Raw genomic sequence first — 21,139 nt, forward strand, 5'->3', positions numbered from 1 at the left:
GCGGCCGCCGGGCGGCCGGTACCCTTGGGGAGATCCGGGTTGTCTCCCCGGGAACCCCAAGCGCAAAGGCTGGATGAACGACGATGCATCGGTACAGGTCCCACACCTGCGGCGAGCTCCGCGCCTCTGACGTCGGCTCCGACGTCCGGCTGAGCGGCTGGCTGCACAATCGCCGAGACCTGGGCGGCATCCTCTTCATCGATCTCCGCGACCACTACGGCATCACGCAGCTCGTCGCCCGCCCGGGCACGAAGGCCGCCGAGGTCCTGGACAAGCTCACCAAGGAGACCGTCGTCCGGGTGGACGGCAAGGTCGTCTCCCGCGGCGCGGACAACGTGAACGGCGAGCTGCCGACCGGCGAGATCGAGATCGAGGCCGCCGAGGTCGAGGTCCTGGGCGCGGCCCAGCAGATCCCCTTCACGATCAACGCGGACGACGGGGTGAACGAGGAGCGGCGCCTGGAGTACCGCTTCCTCGACCTGCGCCGCGAGCGCATGCACCGCAACATCATGCTGCGCAGCGCGGTCATCGCCTCGATCCGCTCGAAGATGGTCGCCCTCGGCTTCAACGAGATGGCGACGCCGATCCTCACCGCGACCTCCCCCGAGGGCGCCCGGGACTTCGTCGTCCCCTCCCGCCTGAACCCCGGCAAGTTCTACGCGCTGCCGCAGGCCCCGCAGCAGTTCAAGCAGCTGCTGATGATCTCGGGCTTCGACCGCTACTTCCAGATCGCGCCGTGCTTCCGCGACGAGGACGCGCGCGCCGACCGCTCGCCGGGCGAGTTCTACCAGCTCGACGTCGAGATGAGCTTCGTGGAGCAGGAGGACGTCTTCCGGCCCATCGAGAAGCTCATGACGGAGCTGTTCACGGAGTTCGGCGGCGGCCGCGAGGTCACCAGCCCGTTCCCGCGCATCCCGTTCCGCGAGTCGATGCTGAAGTACGGCAACGACAAGCCGGACCTGCGCGCCCAGCTCGAACTCGTCGACATCACCGACGTGTTCGAGGGCTCCGAGTTCAAGGCGTTCGCCGGCAAGCACGTGCGCGCGCTGCCCGTGCCGGACACGGCCGGGCAGTCCCGCAAGTTCTTCGACGGCCTCGGTGACTACGCGGTGGAGCAGGGCGCCAAGGGCCTGGCCTGGATCCGCGTCGGCGAGGACGGCGCGTTCGCCGGCCCGATCGCGAAGTTCCTGACGGAGGAGAACGTCAAGGTCCTCACCGACCGCCTCGGCCTGAAGGCCGGTCACGCCGTGTTCTTCGGCGCCGGCGAGTTCGACGAGGTCTCCAAGATCATGGGCGCCGTCCGCGTCGAGGCCGCCAAGCGCGCCGGCCACTTCGAGGAGGGCGTGTTCCGGTTCTGCTGGATCGTCGACTTCCCGATGTACGAGAAGGACGAGGAGACCGGGAAGATCGACTTCTCCCACAACCCGTTCTCCATGCCGCAGGGCGGCATGCAGGACCTGGAGGAGAAGGACCCGCTCGACATCCTGGCCTGGCAGTACGACATCGTCTGCAACGGCATCGAGCTGTCCTCCGGCGCGATCCGCAACCACGAGCCCGACATCATGCTCAAGGCCTTCGAGATCGCGGGCTACGACCGTGACACCGTCGAGGCCGAGTTCGCGGGCATGCTCCGCGCGTTCCGCTTCGGCGCCCCGCCGCACGGCGGGATCGCCCCGGGCGTCGACCGCATCGTCATGCTCCTCGCCGACGAGCCGAACATCCGGGAGACGATCTCCTTCCCGCTGAACGGCAACGCGCAGGACCTGATGATGGGCGCCCCGACCGAGCTGGACGAGTCGCGTCTGCGCGAGCTCAACATCCAGCTGCGCAAGCCGGTCGAGAAGAAGTAGCACCCGCTCCACCCGCAGGGGCCCGGAACCGTCCGCCGGTTCCGGGCCCCTGGCGTGTACCGGGGGCGGCGGCCGTGTACCGGGGGGTGGCGGCCGTGTACCGGGGGCGGTGGCCGCGTCACCCCGAGCGCGGCACCACCAGCCCCGACTCGTACGCCGCCACCACCGCCTGCGCCCGGTCGCGCACCCCCAGCTTGGCCAGCACCCGGCTGACATGGGTCTTCACCGTCTCCCCGCCGACCACGAGCCGCGCCGCGATCTCCTGGTTCGACAGCCCCTCCGCGATCAGCCGCAGCACCTCGCGCTCGCGCGGGGTCAGCGCGTCGACGGCGCGGGCCCGCTCGGGGACCGCGCGCGGGCGCAGCCGGGTGAACTCGGAGATCAGCCGCCGGGTGACGGTCGGCGCGAGCAGCGCCTCGCCCGCCGCGACCACCCGCACCGCCTCGAACAGCCGCTCGGCCTGCATGTCCTTGAGGAGGAAGCCGCTGGCACCGGCCGCGAGCGCGTCGTACACGTACTCGTCGAGGTCGAAGGTCGTCAGCATCACGACGCGGATGCCGGGCTGTTCCCGGATGATGCGGCGGGTGGCCTCGATGCCGTCCATGCCCGGCATCCGGACGTCCATGAGGACGAGATCGGGGTGCGTCTCCCGGCAGACCCGGACCGCCTGCGCGCCGCCGCTCGCGCTGCCGACGACCGTGAAGTCCGGCCGGCTGTCGAGGAGGGCGCCGAACCCGGCGCGCACGACGTCCTGGTCGTCGGCGACGACGAGGCGGATGGGGGTGCTCACGGGGTCTCCGGGCGGCGGACCGGCAGCGCCGCCTCCACCAGGAAGCCGCCGGCCGGGGCCGGACCCGTGTGCAGGGTGCCGCCCGCCACCGCGGTGCGCTCGCGCATGCCGAGCAGGCCGTGGCCGCCGTCCCGGAGCGGGCCGCCGCCGGGTCCGCAGTCGCGTATCCGGAGTCTCAACTCATCCTCCCCGTAGTGCAGTTCCACATCGGTCGCGGCGCCGGGGGCGTGCCGGCGCGCGTTGGTCAGGGCTTCCTGGACGATGCGGTACGCGGTCAGTTCCAGCCCGGGTCCGAGGGGGCGGACCGGGCCGCGCACGATGAGCCGGACCGCGCCGCCGGACGTCGCGCGGGCCTCGTCGACGAGCGCGAGCAGCTGGTCGAGGCCCGGCTGCGGGGCCCGGGCCCGGGCCGCCTCCTCGGGCACGTCCGCGCGCAGCACGCCCAGCAGCCGGCGCATCTCGGTCAGCGCAAGCCGGGCCGTGCCGCCGATCGCCAGGAACTTCTCCGCGCCCTCGGGCGGCAGCCCCGGCGTCGTGTACCGGGCCGTCTCCGCCTGCACCGAGACCGTCGAGATGTGGTGGGCGACGATGTCGTGCAACTCCCGTGCGATGCGCGCCCGTTCGCCGAGGGTCGCGTGGGCGAGGGCGGTGTCGGCGTGCGCCCAGTCGACCGCGGCGCGGTGGTCGTGCTCGGCGCGGATGCGGCGGGCGTGCCCGGCGGCCAGGGCGGTACCGGCGCCGACGAGGAGCGGCGTGCCGTGGGGGACGCCGGCCAGCGCGCAGCCGGCGAACGGGACGGCGAACGCCACCGTGGTGGTGCCCGCCGACCGCCGGCCCACCGTGTACAGGACCGCCGCCAGCGCCGGGAGCCCGGAGAGCAGGACCCGGTCGTACGTGGGCGGGGTGAGCAGCGCCGCCGCGGTCACGGTCACCGCGGTGAGGAGGGGCTGGGAGCGCAGGAAGGCGAGCGGGACCGTGGCGCCGAGGCCCAGGGCGAGCAGGCCGAGAAGGGTGTCGGGGCGGGCCGGGGTGGCCGGGCCGAGGGTCTCCGCGAGGGCCAGGGCGGTGAGGGCCGCTGCCGCGGTCAGCGGGAGGTCGGGGTGGGCCAGGGCTCTCCGGGCGGTCGCGGTCCCCTTCATGCCGGTCATTATCGGGGGCGCGGCCGGGCCGCGGCGTCCCCCTGCGGGGGGAGCGGGGGCGGGCGGAAAGCACGCCGGGGCGGGACGCCGCGGCGGGGCCGGGTTCCTACCTTCTGGGTATGAGCGGATTCAGGGACGGACCGAGCATCGAGGCTCGGGGACTGTGCAAGCGGTACGGCGGGCGGACGGCCGTCGACGGGCTGAGTTTCACGGTGCCGCCGGGGCGGGTCACCGGGTTCGTGGGGCCCAACGGCGCCGGGAAGTCGACGACGCTGCGGATGCTCCTCGGGCTCGACACCCCCGACAGCGGCACCGCGCTGATCGGCGGACGCCCGTACACGCGACTCGGCGAACCCCTCGCCACGGTCGGCGCGCTGCTCGACAGCGAGGCGCTGCACCCGGGCCGCCGGGCCCGGGACCACCTGCTCTGGCTCGCCCACTACAGCGGCTTCCCGGCCCGCCGCGTCGACCTCGTCCTGGACCGGGTCGGCCTGACCCCGGCGGCCCGCAAACGCGCCGGCGGCTTCTCGCTCGGCATGCGGCAACGCCTCGGCATCGCCGCCGCGCTGCTCGGCGACCCGCCCGTCCTGATCCTCGACGAGCCGGTCAACGGCCTCGACCCCGAGGGCGTCCGGTGGATCCGCCGCCTCCTCAGGTCCCTCGCCGCCGAAGGCCGTACGGTGCTGGTCTCCTCCCACCTGATGAGCGAACTGGAGGACACCGCGGACCACCTCCTCGTGATCGGCCGGGGCCGGCTGCTCGCCGACACCGAGGTGTCCGACCTGCTCGACGCGGTGTCCGGCGACCGCGTCGCCCTGCGCACCGACCGGCGCGCCGAGGCGCTGACGGTGCTCAGCGGCGCCGGGGCCACGGTCGTCATGAACGGCCCCGACTCCCTCACCGTCACCGGACTGCCCGCGCAGCAGGTCGCCCGGCTGCTCGGCGCGGACTCCGTCCCCTTCCGCGAACTCACCCGGCACCGGGCCACGCTGGAGGAGGCGTACATGGAACTGACCTCCGACGACGCCGAGTTCACCGCGCGGGAGGCGTCATGAACGCGTCCGTGCGGGCCCTGCGCGCCGAGTGGACCAAGCTGCGGTCCGTGCGCAGCACCGGCTTCGCGCTCGTCGCCATGGCGGCGCTGCTGCTCCTGCTGACCCTCGTGTCGGCCAGCGGCAGCAGGACCGGCTACGACGGGCCCACCGAGTTCGACAGCCTCACCTTCGCGCACCGCACGGCCACGACCGCCGACGGCACCTACACCGCGCGCGTCTCCGGCCAGCGGGGCGGCGAACCCTGGGCCAAGGCGGGCCTGTTGCTCAAGGACGGCACGACGAGCGGATCGTCGTACGCGGCCCTGATGGTGACGCCCGGGCACGGCCTGCGCATGATGACCGACGGCACGCACGAGCTGACCGGCGGCGGCGACGTGCGGGCGCCCGTCTGGCTGCGGCTGACCCGGGTGGGCGCGCGGGTCACCGGCGCCCACTCGGCCGACGGCCGCTCCTGGCACACCCTCGGCACGCTGCCGGTGGCGCACCTGCCGGCGACGGGCGCGCGGGCGGGCGTCTTCGTCGCCTCCCCGCAGCACACGGTCGAGCGGCGGACCGGCCCCACCATGGTCGCCGCCCACCCCGTGCCGACGACGGGCCGGGCCACCTTCGACCACGTCACGATGCCGGTGCGCGGCGGCTGGACCCGCACGGACGTCGTGCAGCCGCGCCCGAAGGACCAACCGCCGCTGGAGCGGGCCGCCCCCGGCACCCTGCACCGCAGCGCCTCCGGCGCCCTCACCGTCACCGGCAGCGGTGACCTGGGCGGCCTCGGCATGGCCGGGGCGGGCGAGGGGCCCGGCGTCGACCTCGTCGCCCAGGCGCTGGAGAGCGGCACCCGGCTCGCCGCGCTCGCCGTGATCGCGCTCGGCGTCCTGTTCGTCACCTCCGAGTACAGGACGGGCACGGTCCGCACGACGTTCACCGCGAGTCCGCGCCGCGGCCGGGTCCTGGCCGCGAAGGCGGTGGTGCTCGGCGCGGCCGTCTTCGCCGTCGCGCTGCCGGCCACGGTCGCCGCGTTCCTCCTGGCCCGCCCCTACCAGCGCGCGAACGGCTTCCGGCCGCCCCTGTTCACCACCCCCTCGCTCACCGACCCCGCCAGCGTCCGTGCCGTCGTCGGCAGCGCCGCGTTCCTCGCCCTGATCGCCGTCCTCGGCCTGGGCGTGGGCGCGCTGCTGCGCCGCACGGTCCCGGCGATCGTCCTCATGTTCGTGGCCGTGGTGGTACTGCCGATCGTGGCGTCGACCACCTCGATCACCTTCGGCGACGTCGTCGGCAGCGCGACGCCCGCGGCCGGACTGGCGATCCAGCAGACCCGGCGCCTCATCGACGACCCGACCACGCCGTGGGCGGGCTTCGGCGTGCTGTGCCTGTACGTGGTGGCGGTCCTGGCCGCCGCCCGCCTCCGGCTCGTGCGGCGGGACGTGTGAAGGGGCCGGTGGCGCGCGCCCTGCGCGGCGAGTGGACCAAGCTGCGCACCGTGCCGGGGCAGGCGTGGACCCTGGCCGCGCTGCCCCTGACGATGGTCGGCTGCACGGTCCTCGTCGCCGCGGTCGCGCACCCGGAGCAGTCCGGCACCCTCGACGCGACGGCGCTGTCGCTGTCCGGCGTCTACTTCGCGCAGGCCGTCGCCGTGCTCGTCGCCGTGGCGGTGGTGTCGTCGGAGTACCCGCGCACGATCCGGACGACGCTGCTGGCCGACCCGCGCCGCGGCCGGGTCTTCGCCGCGAAGACGCTGCTGGTCGCCGGGGCGGTCGCGGGGCTCGCCGTCCCGGCGGTGGCGGTGGCGCTGGCGGCCGGGCGGGGCGTGCTCGACGGGGCGGGGCAGCTGCCCCTGTCGTCGGGCGCGGTGTGGCGGGCGGCGTCCGGCACGGCGGCCTATCTGCTGCTGACGGCGCTGCTGGCCGCGGGGATCGCCCTGGTCGTGCGGCACGCGGCGGCCGCGGTGGGGGTGGCGCTGACGCTGCTGTACGGCCCGTATCTGGCGATCCTCGTCGTCCCGATGCCGGACCATGTGCTGCACGCGGTGCAGAAGGCGTCCCCGATGACGGCCGGCCTCGCCGTCCAGACGGCGACGGGCACCGGGACGGCCCCCCTGTCACCGGGCGCGGGGCTGGCGGTGCTGGCCGGGTACGCGGGGGTGGCCCTGGTGGCGGGGTGGGCGGTGCTGCGGGCGAGGGACGCCTGAGGCCCGGCGCGGTGTCCGTACGGTGTGCGGGGGCGTATCTGCCCATGGGGGTGAATCCCTCCGCACCGACGGCGAACGGCCCGGACCGCGGCGTGCTGCCGTGGTCCGGGCCGTGGGCGGCTGTGCGGGAAGGGCCGGGCCTACTGGTCCTTCTTCTCCTCCAGGCGCGGGAAGAGCACCGCGCCCTTGGTCACCGTGGCGCCCGCGGACAGCTGCCCCCAGGTGCCGGCGGACTGCACCGGCTGCTGTGCGAGGGCGCCCAGCGACGCCTCGGCGCCGAGCGACTCCCACAGCTTCTGCGAGGTCTCCGGCATCACCGGGTTCAGCAGGACGGCGACGCCGCGCAGCGCCTCGGCGGCCGTGTACAGGATCGTCGCGAGGCGGGCCCTGCCCTCCTCCGACGTGTCCTTGGCGACCTTCCAGGGCTCCTGCTCCGTGATGTAGCCGTTGACCTGCTTCACGAAGTCGAAGATCGCCAGGATGCCGCCCTGGAAGTCCAGGTCGTCGCCGATCTTCCGGTCGGCCTCGGCGACGGCCGTGGTCAGGCCGTCCTGGACGGCCTGCTCGGCCGCGCCCGCGGCGGTGGCCTGCGGCAGCGCGCCGTCGAAGTACTTGCCGACCATCGCGGCCACGCGCGAGGCGAGGTTGCCGTAGTCGTTGGCCAGCTCGGACGTGTAGCGGGCGGTGAAGTCCTCCCACGAGAACGAGCCGTCGCTGCCGAACGCGATCGCGCGCAGGAAGTACCAGCGGTACGCGTCCACGCCGAAGTGCGAGGTGAGGTCCTGCGGCTTGATGCCGGTCAGGTTCGACTTCGACATCTTCTCGCCGCCGACCATCAGCCAGCCGTTCGCCGCGACCCTGCCGGGGACCGGCAGGCCCTGCGCCATCAGCATGGCGGGCCAGATGACGGCGTGGAACCGGAGGATGTCCTTGCCGACCAGGTGCACGTCGGCCGGGAACGTCGCGTCGAACTTCTCCTGGTTCGCGCCGTAGCCCACGGCCGTCGCGTAGTTGAGGAGCGCGTCGATCCACACGTAGATGACGTGCTTGTCGTCCCACGGGACCGGGACGCCCCAGTCGAACGTCGAGCGCGAGATCGACAGGTCCTGAAGGCCCTGCTTGACGAAGTTCACGACCTCGTTGCGCGCGGACTCCGGCTGGATGAAGCCGGGGTTCGCCTCGTAGAGGGCGAGGAGCCTGTCGCCGTACTCGCTCAGCTTGAAGAAGTAGTTCTCCTCCTTGAGGATCTCCACCGGCGTCTTGTGGATCGGGCACAGCTTCGTGCCGTTCCCGTCCTCGATGAGGTCGCCGGGGAGCTTGTACTCCTCACAGCCGACGCAGTACGGGCCCTCGTAGCCGCCCTTGTAGATCTCGCCCTTGTCGTGGAGATCCTGGACGAACTCCTGCACGCGGTCCGTGTGCCGCTTCTCCGTCGTGCGGATGAAGTCGTCGTTCGCGATGTTGAGGTGCTCCCAGAGGGGCTTCCAGGCCTCGGTGACGAGCTTGTCGCACCACTCCTGGGGAGTCACTCCGTTCGCGTCGGCCGTGCGCATGATCTTCTGACCGTGCTCGTCCGTGCCGGTGAGGTACCACACCTTCTCGCCGCGCTGACGGTGCCAGCGCGTGAGCACGTCCCCTGCGACGGTCGTGTAGGCGTGGCCCAGGTGAGGAGCGTCGTTTACGTAATAGATCGGGGTGGAGACGTAGTACGCCTTCGCACCCTGCTTCTCGGTTCCAGTGGCCGCCATGGGCGAAATCCTACTGGCCCGGACGAGGGCGGTTCACCCGCGTTTCAGCGGGTGGACCGCCCTCGTCCGGTTCGGCCGGGGGTCACGGGCGCCAGGTGGCCAGTACGCCCTCGTACAGCTCGGCGTCGGTCAGCTCCAGCGGGGACGGGCCCGCGTGGAAGTAGCCGGCGTTGTCGGCCCGCAGCTTGCGCAGGTAGTCGAAGTTCTTCGACTCCGGGTCGCCGAAGCCCACGAACTGGAAGTGGACCGGGTGGCTCGCCGCCTTCGCGAGGGCCTCGTTCGCCGGGCGCTGCACGTCCGGCGGGCCGTCGGTCTGGAAGACGACCAGCGCCGGGACGGTCGGGTCCGCCGACGCCCCGTGGTGGGCGACGATCTCCTCGATGGCGCGGTGGTAGCTGGTGCGGCCCATCCGGCCCGCCTCCGCGTGCCAGGCGTCGATCCTGCCCTCGTGGCCCTCGGTGTCGAGCGTGAGGTCGCCGGTGGCGTCGATCTCCGTGGAGAAGAACACCGTGTGCACGGTCGGGGTCTCGCGCTCGTCGAGGTGGGCGGCGAGGGCGAGGGTCTGCTCGGCGAGCGCCGCCGCCGAGCCGTCCTTGTAGTAGGGCCGCATCGACCCGGACCGGTCGAGCACGAGGTACACGGTGGCCCGCGCCCCGGTCAGCCCGTTCTTCTCCAGGGCGGCACCCGCGGCCTGGTAGGCGGCGGTGAGGCCCGGGGCGCGGCTCTTGACGCGAGCCGCGGAGTGGGCCGCCCCCGCCGCACCGCCCCCGGCGCCCACCGTCACCTCACCGACCGCGTCGGCCTCGGCCTCGGCCTTGACCGCTGCGGCCTTGGTGCTGGTGGCCTTGCTGGCGGGCTTGGCCTTGGCCGGTGCGGCCTTCACCTCGGGTTCGGCCTTCGCCTGGGTGGCGGGCTTGGCCTTGGCGCGGGTCTTGGCGGCGGGTTCGGCGGCCGGGGTCTCGGCGACCGGCTCGGCGGGGATGGCCTTCGCCTCGGGCTCGGTCACGGCTTCCGGCTCGGCGCCCGCCACGGCCGGGGCCTCGGTGGCCTTGGCCTTCGCGGCGGGCTTGGCCTTGGCCGGTGCGGCCTCGGGCTTGGTCACGGCTTCCGGCTCGGCGTCCGCCACGGCCGGGGCCTCGGTGGCCTTGGCCTTCGCGGCGGGCTTGGCCTTGGCCGATGCGACCTTGGCCTCGGGTTCGGCCTTCGCCTTGGTGGCGGGCTTGGCCTTGGCGCGGGTCTTGGCGGCGGGCTCGGCGACCGGCTTGGTCACGGCTTCCGGCTCGGCGTCCGCCACGGCCGGGGTCCCGGTGGCCTTGGGTTCGGCCTTCGCCTCGGGCTCGGCCTTCGCCCTGGTGGCGGGCTTCGCCTTGGCGCGAGTCTTGGCGGCGGGTTCGGCGGCCGGGGTCTCGGCGACCGGCTCGGCGGGCGCGGCCTCAGCGGCGGGCTCGGTCACGGCTTCCGGCTGGGCGTCTGCCACGGCCGGGGCCTCGGTGGCCTTGGCCTTCACGGCGGGCTTGGCCTTGGCCAGTGCGGCCTTCGCCTCGGGCTCGGCCTTCGCCTCGGTGGCCGGATCCGGCGTGGCGTCCGCGACGGGCTCCGCGACGGGCTCCGCGACGGGCTCCGCGACGGGCTCGGTGGGCGTCTCGGTCACGGCCGCGACGGTGGCCTCGGCCTCGGTCGCCGCCTCGGCACGAGCCTCGGTCGCCGCCTCGGTGGGCTGCTGCGCCGGGGTGTCCGTGGACGCGGCCGTGGACCGGGACCCGGTCCTGGCCTTGGTCTCGGCCTCGGTGACGGCCTGTGAGGCCTCTCTCGCGGCGGCCTTCGCCACGTCCGGGGTCTCGTCCGGGGCGGTCGGCGCGGCGGCGACCCGCTCGCCGCCCACCGGGTCGGCCGGCTTCGGCACCGAGACGTTGTCGAACGCGGCGGCGACGAGGTCGTCGGCGGCGCCGGCCTTCTTCGGGGCGGGGACCCTGGCCGTCGACGCCTCCTTGGCCGGCGCGGGGACGGTCGGCGTCTCCGGCGCGGCGGGCGCGGGGGCCGCCACGGCCTCCGGTTCCGGCGCGGCCGGGGTCTCGTCCTTCTTGCGGGACCGCCCGAACGCGTTCCGCAGCAGATCCAGAATGCCCATGTGCGCAACCTTCCGCATGAATTGGTCGAGTTGGTCCCGGCTCCCCTGGAACCCCTGGCCAGGGCGGACACGTAAGGTTAGCCGCCACCGGGGGCGATCTTGGGCAGGGGCAAGCCGATCGACCTCGACGTATCACCGCCGATCTGCGGTTCTGTGCACATTGGTGGGGGGCGCAAAGCCCCCCGGAACGCCCTCGGGTCGGCTTCCGGTTTCCGTGCGGCGACCGGCCCCGGCCGTCAACTGGACGTGCGGTCCGCCCGGTTCGGGCCCGCTGCCGCGCGCGGGTCACCCGTATGCGGCGCGACAGCCGCCGGGCGGGCGGCGGCCGGGCCGCTCAGCCCGCGGCCGGCCGACCCCCGGCGGGCCCGTCGGCGACGCCGACGGCCCGCGCGGCCGCCACCTCCTGCCGTACGTGTTCCAGGACCCCCTCCCGCGGCCCGGCCGCGCCGAAGTCGGCCCGCACCCCCCGCAGCACCACCGAGCCGCGCAGCCCGTCCGCCAACTCCCGCAGCTGGCCCGCCACCTGGGCCACCTCGGGCGCCGGCGGCGGCGCGGAGCCGTGCCGGACCCGGACCCGCGCCGCGGTCGTCGCGTCCACGATCCGCTCGACGGCGACGACCAGCGGCCACCAGGCGGCCGCCCGCCTGCCCATCGGCGGCGGCTCGGTCAGCGCCCGCTGGAACTCGGCGCGGACGGCGGACAGGTCGCGGTACAGGCGGCGCCGCATCCGCGCCCGCGCGGCCGGGTCGGCGGCGTCCGCCGGGCCGAACGCGCACTCCACATAGGCGGCCGCGTCCGCGACGGCGTCGGCGAGCCGGTCGCCGATCCGGGTGTGCCAGCTCTCCGGCCACAGCAGGTATCCGGCGACGAGCGCGATGGCGCAGCCCATCAGGCTGTCCAGGAGCCGGGGCCCGAGCAGCGCGGTGCCCTGGTGGTTGAGGAGGTCGGAGAGCAGCAGGATCACCGGGGTGATGGCGGCGGTCTGGAAGCCGTAGCCGCGCGGGGTGAGGGCGGGGATCAGCGGCGCGAGCAGCATCATCACCGGCACGTCCCACCAGCCCAGCGGCACCTGGGAGAGCACCGCCGCCGCCAGGACCAGGCCCGCCGCGGTGCCGAGGGCGCGCAGCACGGCCCGTGAGAACACCGATCCGAAGTCGGGCTTCATGACGAAGGTGATGGTCAGCGCCACCCAGTACGAGCGCGGCACGGGCACGATCGACACCAGCGCCTGCGCGAGCCCGATGCACAGGGCGAGGCGCAGGCCGTAGCGCCAGGAGGCGCCGGAGAGCAGGACGTTGCGGGTGGCGCGGCGGGCGCGGACCCGGAGCGCGGCCGGGCGGCCGAGGCGGTCGTCGCCGTCGCCCGCGCCGTCGGGACCGCTCCCGGTGACGTACGTGAAGTCGGGGTCGCCGCGCCGGGAGGCGACCTCGGCGGCGTGCCGCAGCGCGTGGTCGACGGCGCGCAGGGCCGGGCCGTCCGGGGCGGGCAGGTCGAGGGCGCCGACGTCGCCGGGGCGGGCCGCGGCGATGGTGTCGGCGAGGTGCCGTACGGCGGCGGGCACGGACGGCGGCAGCGGGACGCCGCACTGGTGGGCGGCGGGCGCGGCCTCCACGATGGGCGTGATGGCGTTCAACTCGCTGACCAGGCGCACCAGTTCGGGATTGCGGCCGTGGGCGAGGGCGCGCCGGGCGAGCACCAGGTCGTAGGCCTGGTCCAGGGACCGGGTGACGGCGGTGCGGCTCTCGGCGTAGGCGAGGTCGTCGGTGCCGGCGGCCTCCAGGAGGTGGGCGACGCCGCGGTAGGCGGCCGCGACGGCGGCCCGTTCCGGCGCGCCGGCCCGCAGCGGCCAGGCGAGCAGGGCCAGCAGCAGGACCAGCAGGCCGCCGCCGGTCATCAGCAGCGGCGCCAGCCACCACGGGCCGGGCATCGGCAGGCCGGCGCCGACCACGCAGTTCAGGAGCAGCAGCAGGCCGGAGACGGAGGCGACGGCGCCGATCGTGGAGATCATGCCGGAGACCAGGGCGACGGCGGTGACGACGGCCACCGCGAGCGGGCCCCGGCCGAACACGGCGGAGCCGGCCGTGACGCCGACCGCGCCGAACAGCTGCGGGACGGCGATGTTGAGGACCCGCATGCGGTAGGCGTCGGCGGTGTCCCCGATGACGCCGGACAGGCCGCCCATCGCGGCGAGGGCGCCGTAGCCCGCGTGGTCCGTGGCGAGGCCCGCCGCGAGCGGGAGGGCCAGCGCCACGGAGGCCCGGGCCGCGGCGGGCCAGGGGACCGGGGCCCGCTGCGGCCGCAGCGCCGCGACCAGCCAGGGGGGCGGGGCGAGGCGGGGCGGCACGGCGCCCCGGCGCGGGGCGCGGGCCGGTCCCGGCCGGTTCAGCGGTTCTGCGCGGGGGCCGTCGCCAGCGACCAGACGACGAAGACCCCGATGCCGATGGAGACCACCGACCACACCGGCGCGTACGGGAGGAACATGAAGTACTCCACGATGTACAGCGCGGCGAGGCCGATGCCCGCGCCGCGGGCCCAGTCGGCGCCCTTGAGCAGGCCCCACCCGGTGAGCACCACGAGGATGCCGATGATCAGGTGGATCCAGCCCCACGCGGTGAGGTTGAAGGAGTACGTGTAGTCGCCGATGCGGCCGTAGACGTCGTCCTTGGCGATCCCGGCGATGCCGTTGAGGATCCCGAGGACGCCGCTGACCAGCATGAGGACACCGGCGAACATCATGCCGCCGGTCGCCCAGCCGCCGCCGGGCCGCTGTCCGGGAGCCGCCGGTCCCGGGCGCGGTGTGCGGTGGTCCGCCGACCAGGCGGCGTCGCTGACTTCGGGGCCGGTTCGGGGTCCGGGGCCGGGTCCGGAGCCCGGTTCGGGAGTGGTCTGGCTCATGGGGCACCCTCCTTCTGCGTCATGGGCAGGTTCCCTCCGGGGCCGTCCGGCGGCATGCCGGGCGCGGCCGGACGGGTGACGCCGCGCCGCCGCCCCGCGGGCCACCGGCGGCCGGTCAGCCAGGACACCAGGGCCACGGCAAGCCCGACGCCGACGATCACCCAGGACGTGGTGCGCAGCGTCGCGGTGAGCGCGTCGTAGACCGCGCCGGCCGCCGCCTCGTCGGCGCTGTCGGAGAGGTCGCCGAGGGTGAGGGAGCGGGCGATGGCGAGGGCGAGCAGCAGCGCGCCCGCGCCGAGGGCCGCGCCGAGCGCGGTGGCGGTGACCGCGCGGCGGCGGCGCACGGCGAGGGCGAGGCCCGCGACGGCGCACACGACGGCCGCCGACGGCAGCCACGGCCCGGCCACCTGGAGCGCGTGGAGTGCCGTGCGCAGGGAGTCGAGGTCGCCGGCGGGCAGGAGGGTGATCTCGGTGTGGGGGACGGGCAGCTGGGACGCGAACGGCACGTTCTCGTCCTGGAGTTGCCGCTTGACCTGCTCGGTGACGGGCGCGAGGTCGAGGGTGACGGGTCCGGAGCTGTCGTCGTCGATGGCCTGCTGGACGGCGTCGTGGGCGGCCCGGTTCGCGGTGTTCCACGCCTTCTGGAAGGCGGCGGTGCCGGTGAACGAGACGACGGCGTCGTGCAGATAGCTCTCGACGGTGGACTGGAGCGGGCCCACGTCGAGGTTCCGCACGACGCCGTCGGTGACCGCGTCCGCGACGGCGTTCTGCACGTCCGGCTGGGTGGCGAGCGGCGCCATCGCGGCGACGTAGCGGTCGCTGTCCCCGATCTCGTACTTCGCCCAGGTGGACAGCGTGCCCAGCGGCACGAGGAGGCAGGCGAGGACGAGCAGCACGGGCGCCAGCAGGGTTCGGGTCACCGTCCCAGGCAAGGGTGGGCCGGGCCGGGCCGCGACCGGGACGCCTGCATACGGCCTACGGCGGGTCCGCCGGACGGGCGGGCGGCTTCCGGTGGTCCGTTGGGCCGAACGGGTGTTACCTGGAACGGGGAGCTTGGAGGTCGATCATGCGTCGTACGCCCATGGCCCTGACCGCGTCCGCCCTTCTCGCGGGTGGCGTGATCGCCGTGTCGGCGGCGGCCCCCGCCAGTGCGAACAGTGGTGGCGGGGACGTCGTCTGGGGCACGGTGGCCTCGTCCACGGACCTCAATCTCCGGTCCGGTCCGCATACGTGGGACCCGGTCGTCTACCGGATGGCGCCGGGCAGCCAGGACCGCATCGAGTGCGTGACGAACGGTTCGTCCGTGCACGGCACCTCGTCCTGGTACTGGTTCACCGGAGCCCACGGCTGGGCCAGTGCCGCCTACGTGTCCATCAGCGACAACCCGCCGGACTGCTCCGGTACGTCGGTGCCGTGTCCGCCCGACCGGCAGGGGCACGAGAAGAACAGTCCGAGCACCTTCTACTTCCGCTCCGACTACCGCGTGGAGTTCGGGGTCACCGGCTAGGAGGGACCGCGGGAACCGGCTCGCGCGGGAGCGGGGCGGAAGGGACCGGGAGGGTCCCTTCCGCCCCGCTCCCCGTGCGCCGGGGGTCACCGTGCGCCGGGGGTCACACCGGGTCGGCCGCCGTGTAGTAGCGGTAGTACGTCATGACGGTCGTGGCCGCCGCGACGATGAGGCCGAGGATGATCGGCCAGAGCACCAGGCCGGTGCCCAGCGAGCGCAGGAAGCCCACGGCGATGCCCGCGAAGGCGCCCCAGGTCGCCGCGCGCAGCCCGAGATGGCGGCCGGCCTGCTGCCGGGACCACTGGTGGATGGCGAAGCAGAGGGCGGCGACGACGATGCCGGTGACGAAGCCGAGCGCGACGTTGCCGCCGGTGACGCCGTGCCCGAAGCGGGCGATGTTCGCCGCCCAGAAGCCGTAGAGGATGCCGGTGATCACCGGCACGGCCACGGCCGCGCTGCCGAGGGAGTGGCCGGAGGCGGCGCGTCGGGGCGCCGGGGCCGCATGCTGAGCCATGACAGGCTCCTTTCCGCGGAGGCCCGCAGGTGCGGGCGGGTCCGCGCGTAGCCGCGAAGGGTCCCCCGCTCTCCATTGACCTCTGATGGCGTACGTTCCGCAACATGCGCGGCACGGGGCGTCGTGCTTCGCTGTGATCATGTCCCTCAACATCGTGCTGTTCGGAGCCACCGGCATGGTCGGCAGTCGTATCGCCGCGGAGGCCGTGGTGCGCGGCCACCGCGTCACGGCCGTGAGCCGCTCGGGCGCCGCGCCCGTGCCGGGCGTGACGGCGGTCTCGGCGAACCTGACCGACCTCGCGCGGGTGGCGGAGGTGACGGCGGGACACGACGTGGTGGCCTCGGCGGTGGCGCCGCCGCGCGACGGCGGCGACCCGGCGGCGCCGTTCCTGAACATGAACGAGACGCTGGTCGCCGGGGTCCGCAGGGCGGGCCTGGGACGGCTGGTGGTGGTCGGCGGCGCGGGCAGCCTGGAGGTGGCGCCGGGCGAGGCACTGGCGGACCAGCCGGGCTTCCCCGACGCCTTCCTGGGCGAGGCGCTGGCCCACCGGGACGTGCTGGCGTTCCTGCGCACGGTCGACGACCTGGATTGGACGTACATCTCACCGGCGGCGGAGATCGCGCCGGGGGAGCGCACGGGTGACTTCCGGATCGGCGGCGACCGGCTGATGGCGGACGCCGACGGCAACAGCCGGATCAGCGCCGAGGACTACGCGATCGCCTTCGTCGACGAGGTCGAGCGGGACGGGCACGCGCGCTCGCGCATGTCGGTCGCGTACTGATCCCGGGGCGGCTGCGCGCGGGCGGGCTCGTACAGCACGGCGTCCGTGTCCGCCGCGTACGGCGCCACGTTCCCGGCCGTGCGCCGCACGACGGTGATCGCGGTGTCGTCGCTGGTCGACCCGTGCCGGTGCCCGTGCAGGTCGTGGACGAGGCGGCGCAGCAGTTCGCCGGGCGGCGCGTCCGCGGGCAGCTCCCGCACGAGGCCGGGCAGCCGGTCCCGTACGGGGTAGAAGACGCCGTCGTCGTCGCGGCTCTCGGTGACGCCGTCGGTGAACAGCACGAGGGTGTCGCCGACCCCGAACGGCAGCCGCACCGGCTCGGGCAGCGCGGCGCCGAGCGCGCCCATGCCGAGCGGCACGCCGGGCGGGACCTCGGGGGTGTGCACGCGGCCGTCGGCGCCGACGACGAGCGGCGGCTCGTGGCCGAAGTTCACGATGTCGACGGCGTCGGTGCCGGGCGGGAAGTGCAGCAGCAGCGCCGTGGAGAACGCGTCGGGCAGCTCCTCCTCGCCCATGACGCGGGCCCACGCGCTGTAGCGCTGCATGCCGATCTCCAGGCGGCGGGCCACCTCGCGCACGTCGGCCTCGTGGTACCCGGCCTCGCGGAACGCGCCGAGCAGCGACGCCGACGCGGACACCGCGGGCAGCCCCTTGCCGCTGACGTCGCCGAGGACGGCGCGCACGCCGTGCGGGGAGGGCTGGACGTCGTACCAGTCGCCGCCGACCCGGGCCGCGCGGGCGGCGGGCTGGTAGAAGTCGGCGATGTGCAGGTTCCCGACGTGCTCGGGCACGGCGCGCATCACGGCCCGCTGGGTGGCCTCGGCGATGGCGGTGACGGCCTGGAGGCGGGCGTGCTGCTCCTCGCGGCGGCGCGCGATCAGTACGCCGAGCAGCCCGCCGGTGGCGATGAGCAGCGGGCCGACCACGCCCCAGCCGCCGGACGGGACGGGCGACACCAGCTGGAGTCCGATGTAGACGACGAGCATGCCGCCCGTGACCATGGCGGTCGTCATGACCGAGGTCAGGACGGCCACGCCCATCGGGAGGAGGCCCAGCAGCGCGCGGGTGCGGAAGTCGGCCGGGGTGGCCAGGTCCAGAGAGACGACGGTGACGACGCCCACCAGCATGACCAGCAGCACGGCACGCCAGCCGCCCGTGGGGCGCACGGTGGGCCGTGCCTCACGGGTGGGCGAGGTGAAGCTGCTGGAGCCGGAGAAGGGCATAGGAGTCAAGGCTCCGGGGATTTGGTCGGGCCGGGTAGGGCCTAAGGTCCGTACGCGGCTGAGACCCGCGTCTCGTGACGCCCGGCAGCCGGGGCGCTGCCGTCAGTGGTGGGGGACGGTCACGAACCGCGAGGTCACGCGCAGGTCGGCCTCGATCAGGGCGGCCGTCGCCCGCAGCGCGTCCGCCCACGCGGTGCGCTCGCCGCGGCCCCGGTGGGCGGTGACGTCGAGCGCGGAGACGACCTCCCCGTCCCGTCCGCGCAGCGGTACGGCGACCGACCACAGCCCGTCCTCGGGCCCGTCGGCGACGGCCTCGGCGGCCCCGGCGGCCCCGGCGCGCGCGGCCAGCACCTGTCCGGCGGCGGTCGCCGCGGCGGGCAGCCGGGTGCCGACGCCGAGGTCGACGCTCAGCACCCGGCGCGGCGCGACCCGCGCGGTGACGCGCACGTACTCCCCGCCGGGCTCCCCGTCGGGCACGGACAGTCCCACCGATTCGCCGAGCGCGCCGGACAGCGCGGCCAGGTGCGGGGCGGCGATCCGGGGCAGCGTCGTCCGGGACAGCGGCGCGCAGCCCAGGCCGAGGACGCGGGGGGTGAGCCGGTAGGCGTGGCCGTCGTGGCGCACGTAGCCCAGGTGCTCGTAGGTGAGGAGGGCGCGGCGGGCGGTGGCGCGGGGCAGGCCGGTGGCCTCGGCGAGCTGCGCCAGGGTCGGCGCGGGCAGGTGCGCGCCGAACGCGGTGAGCACGCCGAGGCCGCGGGCCAGCGACCGGACGGCTCCGCCGGGCGCGGGGGCCGGCCCCGGTCCCGGCCCGTCGGCCGTCGGCGGGGTGTCGTGCGCCAGCGCCGTCTCCATCGCGCGGACGGCCGCCGACAGCGGCCCGAGCACGGCGGCCGGCAGCCGCTCGGCGCGGTGCCGGCTGGTGTGGCTCACCACGCTGACGGCGCACACGACCGCTCCGGAGGGCCCCCGCACGGGCAGGGCCACGGCGACGAGCCCGGGTTCGACGAGCTGATCGTCGACGGCATGGGCGGCATGGGCGGCGTGGGCGGTGTGGCCGGTGTGGTCGGTGTGGTCGGCGCCCCGCCGGAACACGAGTCCCGGCGCCGAGCCCGCGCCGGGCAGCAGGTCCCCCACCCGGAAGCTGATCGACAGGGCGCGGCGGCGCAGGACCTGGTGGACGAAGCGGATGTCGTCGCCGTCCGGCACGGCGAGGGAGACGGACTCGTCGAGTTCGCCGGCGAGCCGGTCGGCGAGCGGTCCCAGCAGCGCGGGCACCCGCAGCGCGCCGAGGAAGGCGTTGGCGACGCCCATCAGCGGCGGGGCGAGGGTGGCGTCCCGCCCGTCGAGGCGGAGGTATCCGAGGTGGGCGAGGGTGGCGCAGATCCGGTCCACCGTGGAGCGGGCGAGACCGGTGACCCGGGTCAGCTCGGCGAGGGCGAGCGTGCCGTCCGCGTCCGTGAGGTGCCGCAGGACGTCGAGGCCGCGCGCCAGCGGGACGACGGCCTCGGCGGGCGGCGCGGGCGCGGGGGACACGGACGGGGACGGCGGAGCGGGCACGGGGCAACGGTAAGCCCCCGCGCCGCGTGGTCGTGCCCGCCGGCTCAGTGGCGCAGTAGCTCCAGGACGCGGTCCAGGGCGGCCGGGGCGAGGTGGCGGCGCAGGGCCTCCACGATCTCCTCCGGCGTCGCTCGGCTGTCGAGCTCGATTACGCCGTAATCACCCCGGCGCCGCTCGCGCTTCCCGGTCCGGGCCGCCGGGACCGCCGCCCCGGTCACCGGGCCGGGCAGCTCCTGCTCGGCGCGGGGGAGCCGGGCGATGCGGCGGGCGTCCTCGACGGAGACCCGGCCGTCGGCCAGCGCCTCCTGGAGGTCCTCGCGCAGCTTCATCAGGGACAGCCGCTGCGAGACGAACCCCTGGGTCTTGCCGATGCGGGCGGCGACCTGCCGCTGCGAGTAGCCGTAGGCGCCGATCAGGCCCTGGATCGCCTGGGCCTGCTCCAGTTCGGTGAGGTCGTCGCGCTGGACGTTCTCGATGAGCGCGTCCTCATCGGAGCGCGAGGCGTCGTCCCGGACCAGGACGGGCACCTCGTCCAGGCCCGCGATCTTCGCGGCGGCCAGGCGGCGGTGGCCGTGCAGGACCACGTACGGGAACGAGCCGACAGCGTCCTTGTGGTGCGGGTGGGCGGCGAGGAAGACGGCGGCCGGGACGACGCCCAGCGCCTGGAGGACCCCGCGCTCGCGGACCGTCTCGGCGAGTCCGTCCAGGTCGCGCAGTTCGTGGCGCGGGTTGTCGGGGTTCTCGGCGAGGTCGGTGACGCGGGCGGTGAGCGGCCGGGTGTCGGGGCGTCTGCGCACGGCCGTCGCCATGGCCGGCTCGCCGTTCCCGGCGGCGGCCAGCAGGGAGGACAGGTCGGTCCTGCGGCCCATCAGGCGGTCACCTTCTTCTTCGCGCGGGTCGTCTTCCGCGTGCGGCGGGCCGGCTGGGGGATGGCGGCGAGGCCCACTTCCAGGGCGAGCCGGAAGAAGTCCTCGCGGGCTTGGAGGGCGACCTTGTTGGCGCCGTACTGGGTGACGACCAGGCCGTCCGCGCTGGCCCGGGTGTGCAGCTTGTAGTGGCGCACCACGGTGCGGGCGAGCGGCCAGCCCTGGCCCTCGACGAACGCGCGCGTCTGCTCCAGGTCGGCCCTGCCGTCGCGCGGGTCCCAATTGTTGATGACGACGCGGAACGGCAGCCCGCGCGGCTTCACGACCTTCTCGATGGTGCGCTGGGTGGGCTGGAAGCCGAGCGGTTCGGGCTCGACGGGGACGATGACGTCGGTGGCGTTGGACAGCACCGCGCGCAGCGCGTCGGCCGCCGCGCCCTTGCCGAGCGGGTCGGCGCCGTCGTCCTCGGAGAGGTCGAGCCAGCCCGGGGTGTCGACGAAGACGTGCTGGGCGGACGGGATGCGGGACAGGGCGGCCAGGCCCGCGAGGTCGTCGTGGGCCTGCACGAAGTCGAAGGGGAGGCCGTCGCCGACGCGCTCGGACCACCACACGGCCGAGCCCTGCGGGTCGATGGAGACGGCGACGACCGGCGGCCTGCCGCCGTCGCCGGTCAGCGGGCCGCCGAGGACGTCGGCCGTCACGGCCGCGAGGTTCACGGCGAGCGTGGACTTTCCGACGCCGCCCTTCTGATTGAGGATCACGTGTACGTGTGCCACGAAAGCTCCCTATACCGGTACGGGACCGATGAAATCGGGGTGAGGGGGGTATTCGTGGTCACTGTGGCAGTGGGGGCGGTGGGGGTGGGGGTGTACACGCCGTGGGGGGCGCGGGAGATGCGCGG

18 protein-coding genes are annotated in these 21,139 nt (G+C 74.8%); 6 read left to right on the top strand and 12 right to left on the bottom strand.

Features of this window, described 5'->3' with window-relative positions; all coding sequences use genetic code 11:
- The first annotated feature begins 83 nt into the window (after positions 1-83).
- Positions 84-1,850: an aspartate--tRNA ligase gene (gene aspS, locus ACIP5K_RS12395; RefSeq protein WP_401408275.1), complete on the top strand. Its 1,767-nt coding sequence runs from the start codon at positions 84-86 to the stop codon at positions 1,848-1,850.
- Between the two features lie 118 nt (positions 1,851-1,968).
- Here the strand turns inward: aspS and ACIP5K_RS12400 are convergent, their stop codons facing one another.
- Entirely contained in the window at positions 1,969-2,640 is a 672-nt protein-coding gene (locus tag ACIP5K_RS12400) for a response regulator (protein WP_401408277.1), read from the bottom strand.
- A complete protein-coding gene (locus ACIP5K_RS12405; RefSeq protein WP_401408279.1) occupies positions 2,637-3,779 on the bottom strand; it encodes a sensor histidine kinase in 1,143 nt (380 codons plus the stop codon). The genes ACIP5K_RS12400 and ACIP5K_RS12405 overlap by 4 nt, the downstream gene beginning before the upstream one ends.
- 119 nt (positions 3,780-3,898) lie before the next feature.
- Here ACIP5K_RS12405 and ACIP5K_RS12410 point away from each other — a divergent pair, with 119 nt between their 5' ends.
- Genes ACIP5K_RS12410 through ACIP5K_RS12420 form a run of 3 tightly spaced genes read left to right on the top strand, consistent with a single transcriptional unit; the run spans position 3,899 to position 7,019 of the window.
- Entirely contained in the window at positions 3,899-4,834 is a 936-nt protein-coding gene (locus ACIP5K_RS12410; protein WP_401408281.1) for an ABC transporter ATP-binding protein, read from the top strand.
- The gene (locus tag ACIP5K_RS12415) at positions 4,831-6,261 is read left to right on the top strand and encodes an ABC transporter permease subunit (protein ID WP_401408283.1); all 1,431 of its coding nucleotides are present in this window, start codon (positions 4,831-4,833) and stop codon (positions 6,259-6,261) included. The genes ACIP5K_RS12410 and ACIP5K_RS12415 overlap by 4 nt, the downstream gene beginning before the upstream one ends.
- Before the next feature lie 8 nt (positions 6,262-6,269).
- Positions 6,270-7,019: a hypothetical protein gene (locus ACIP5K_RS12420; RefSeq protein WP_401408285.1), complete on the top strand. Its 750-nt coding sequence runs from the start codon at positions 6,270-6,272 to the stop codon at positions 7,017-7,019.
- Between the two features lie 140 nt (positions 7,020-7,159).
- On the opposite strand, the gene metG is transcribed toward ACIP5K_RS12420, so the two are convergent.
- The 5 genes from metG to ACIP5K_RS12445 all read right to left on the bottom strand — a co-directional run bounded on the left by metG (position 7,160) and on the right by ACIP5K_RS12445 (position 14,710).
- The gene (gene metG / locus ACIP5K_RS12425) at positions 7,160-8,767 is read right to left on the bottom strand and encodes a methionine--tRNA ligase (protein ID WP_401408287.1); all 1,608 of its coding nucleotides are present in this window, start codon (positions 8,765-8,767) and stop codon (positions 7,160-7,162) included.
- An 82-nt stretch (positions 8,768-8,849) separates the two neighbouring features.
- Positions 8,850-10,895: a VWA domain-containing protein gene (locus ACIP5K_RS12430; protein WP_401408289.1), complete on the bottom strand. Its 2,046-nt coding sequence runs from the start codon at positions 10,893-10,895 to the stop codon at positions 8,850-8,852.
- Between the two features lie 334 nt (positions 10,896-11,229).
- The gene (locus tag ACIP5K_RS12435; protein ID WP_401408291.1) at positions 11,230-13,239 is read right to left on the bottom strand and encodes an FUSC family protein; all 2,010 of its coding nucleotides are present in this window, start codon (positions 13,237-13,239) and stop codon (positions 11,230-11,232) included.
- A gap of 38 nt (positions 13,240-13,277) precedes the next feature.
- Positions 13,278-13,790, bottom strand: a complete 513-nt coding sequence (locus tag ACIP5K_RS12440) for a hypothetical protein (RefSeq protein ID WP_401408293.1) — start codon at positions 13,788-13,790, stop codon at positions 13,278-13,280.
- Complete coding sequence (locus ACIP5K_RS12445; RefSeq protein WP_401408295.1) at positions 13,787-14,710, bottom strand: hypothetical protein; 924 nt, start codon at positions 14,708-14,710, stop codon at positions 13,787-13,789. Before ACIP5K_RS12445 ends, ACIP5K_RS12440 begins: the two co-directional genes overlap by 4 nt.
- Before the next feature lie 146 nt (positions 14,711-14,856).
- Between ACIP5K_RS12445 and ACIP5K_RS12450 the strand changes: the two genes are divergently transcribed.
- Positions 14,857-15,297 (top strand): SH3 domain-containing protein, encoded by a 441-nt coding sequence (locus ACIP5K_RS12450; protein WP_401408297.1) that lies wholly within the window; start codon positions 14,857-14,859, stop codon positions 15,295-15,297.
- 103 nt (positions 15,298-15,400) lie between these two features.
- Here ACIP5K_RS12450 and ACIP5K_RS12455 read toward each other — a convergent pair whose 3' ends face one another.
- The gene (locus ACIP5K_RS12455; RefSeq protein ID WP_401408299.1) at positions 15,401-15,811 is read right to left on the bottom strand and encodes a hypothetical protein; all 411 of its coding nucleotides are present in this window, start codon (positions 15,809-15,811) and stop codon (positions 15,401-15,403) included.
- Between the two features lie 139 nt (positions 15,812-15,950).
- Here ACIP5K_RS12455 and ACIP5K_RS12460 point away from each other — a divergent pair, with 139 nt between their 5' ends.
- A complete protein-coding gene (locus tag ACIP5K_RS12460; protein WP_401408301.1) occupies positions 15,951-16,592 on the top strand; it encodes an NAD(P)-dependent oxidoreductase in 642 nt (213 codons plus the stop codon).
- Here ACIP5K_RS12460 and ACIP5K_RS12465 read toward each other — a convergent pair.
- From ACIP5K_RS12465 to ACIP5K_RS12480, 4 genes are all read right to left on the bottom strand, one after another.
- The gene (locus tag ACIP5K_RS12465) at positions 16,520-17,815 is read right to left on the bottom strand and encodes a PP2C family protein-serine/threonine phosphatase (protein ID WP_401408303.1); all 1,296 of its coding nucleotides are present in this window, start codon (positions 17,813-17,815) and stop codon (positions 16,520-16,522) included. The genes ACIP5K_RS12460 and ACIP5K_RS12465 overlap by 73 nt on opposite strands.
- Positions 17,816-17,917: 102 nt before the next feature.
- Positions 17,918-19,372: a helix-turn-helix domain-containing protein gene (locus ACIP5K_RS12470; protein WP_401408305.1), complete on the bottom strand. Its 1,455-nt coding sequence runs from the start codon at positions 19,370-19,372 to the stop codon at positions 17,918-17,920.
- Between the two features lie 44 nt (positions 19,373-19,416).
- Positions 19,417-20,241 carry a ParB/RepB/Spo0J family partition protein gene (locus tag ACIP5K_RS12475; RefSeq protein ID WP_401408307.1) on the bottom strand — a complete coding sequence of 275 codons (825 nt, stop codon included), beginning with the start codon at positions 20,239-20,241 and terminating at the stop codon, positions 19,417-19,419.
- On the bottom strand, positions 20,241-21,014 hold the full coding sequence (locus ACIP5K_RS12480; RefSeq protein ID WP_401408309.1) for a ParA family protein: 774 nt from the start codon (positions 21,012-21,014) through the stop codon (positions 20,241-20,243). Before ACIP5K_RS12480 ends, ACIP5K_RS12475 begins: the two co-directional genes overlap by 1 nt.
- Positions 21,015-21,139 lie beyond the last annotated feature (125 nt).

Source organism: Streptomyces sp. NPDC088785 (assembly GCF_044750685.1).
GTDB lineage: Bacteria > Actinomycetota > Actinomycetes > Streptomycetales > Streptomycetaceae > Streptomyces.